The sequence below is a fragment of the Arthrobacter sp. LFS091 genome, from assembly GCF_047977885.1.
Taxonomy (GTDB): domain Bacteria; phylum Actinomycetota; class Actinomycetes; order Actinomycetales; family Micrococcaceae; genus Arthrobacter.
In genome coordinates this window covers 1-884 of sequence record NZ_JBFPFP010000025.1, presented here as the reverse complement: position 1 = coordinate 884, position 884 = coordinate 1, and the positions used below count along the sequence as shown (strand labels likewise).

Here is an 884-nt window from a genome sequence, read left to right as displayed (position 1 = left end):
ACGGCTTTCATGTAGTCGGTGACGGCGATGACGGGTCCGGTTTTGCCTGCGAGTTGTTCGGTGATGAAGGGGGTGGGTGCGGGTTGGCCGGGGTTGAGGAAGGCGTGGTCTTCGGCGGCGAGTCCGTCGCGTCGGAGTTCGTTCCAGGAGGTCACGGACCAGACGTCGGCTGCGACGTTCCAGTCTTCGTTGAGGATCCGGGCGGCTTCGAGGGCCCAGGGCACGGAGACGCCGGAGGCGAGGATCTGCGCGGTGGGCCGGTTGTTATCGCCCTCGGGGGCGTCTGCGAGGTGGTAGATGCCCTTGATCAGTGCGTTGGTGTCGAGGTTTTCCGGTTCCGCGGGTTGGGTGATGGGTTCGTTGTAGACGGTGAGGTAGTACATCACGTTGTTGTCGTCTGATGCGTCGCCGTACATTTGTTCGAGTCCGTGGCGGATGATGTGGCCGATTTCGTAGCCGTAGGCGGGGTCGTAGGTTTTCACGGCGGGGTTGGTGGAGGCCAGGATGGGGGAGTGCCCGTCGGCGTGTTGGAGTCCTTCGCCGGTGAGGGTGGTTCGTCCTGCGGTGGCGCCGATGATGAACCCGCGGGTCATTTGGTCTGCTGCGGCCCAGAAGGAATCGCCGGTGCGTTGGAAGCCGAACATGGAGTAGAACACGTAGATCGGGACCAGGGGTTCGCCGTGGGTGGCGTAGGAGGTTCCGGCGGCGGTGAACGCTGCGACGGCGCCGGCTTCGTTGATGCCGGGGTGGATCAGTTGTCCGGCGGGTGATTCTTTGTAGGCCAGGACGAGGTCGCGGTCCACGGAGAGGTAGTTCTGGCCTTTGGGGTTGTAGATTTTCGCGGTCGGGAAGAACGCGTCCATCCCGAAGGTCCGGGATTCGTC

The 884-nt window shown here is 63.5% G+C and carries 1 protein-coding gene; it reads right to left on the bottom strand.

All coding sequences use genetic code 11. The features are described 5' to 3' along the window. On the bottom strand, positions 1-884 hold an 884-nt coding region (locus ACNQOP_RS20495), incomplete at both ends, for a transketolase-like TK C-terminal-containing protein (protein ID WP_416405574.1).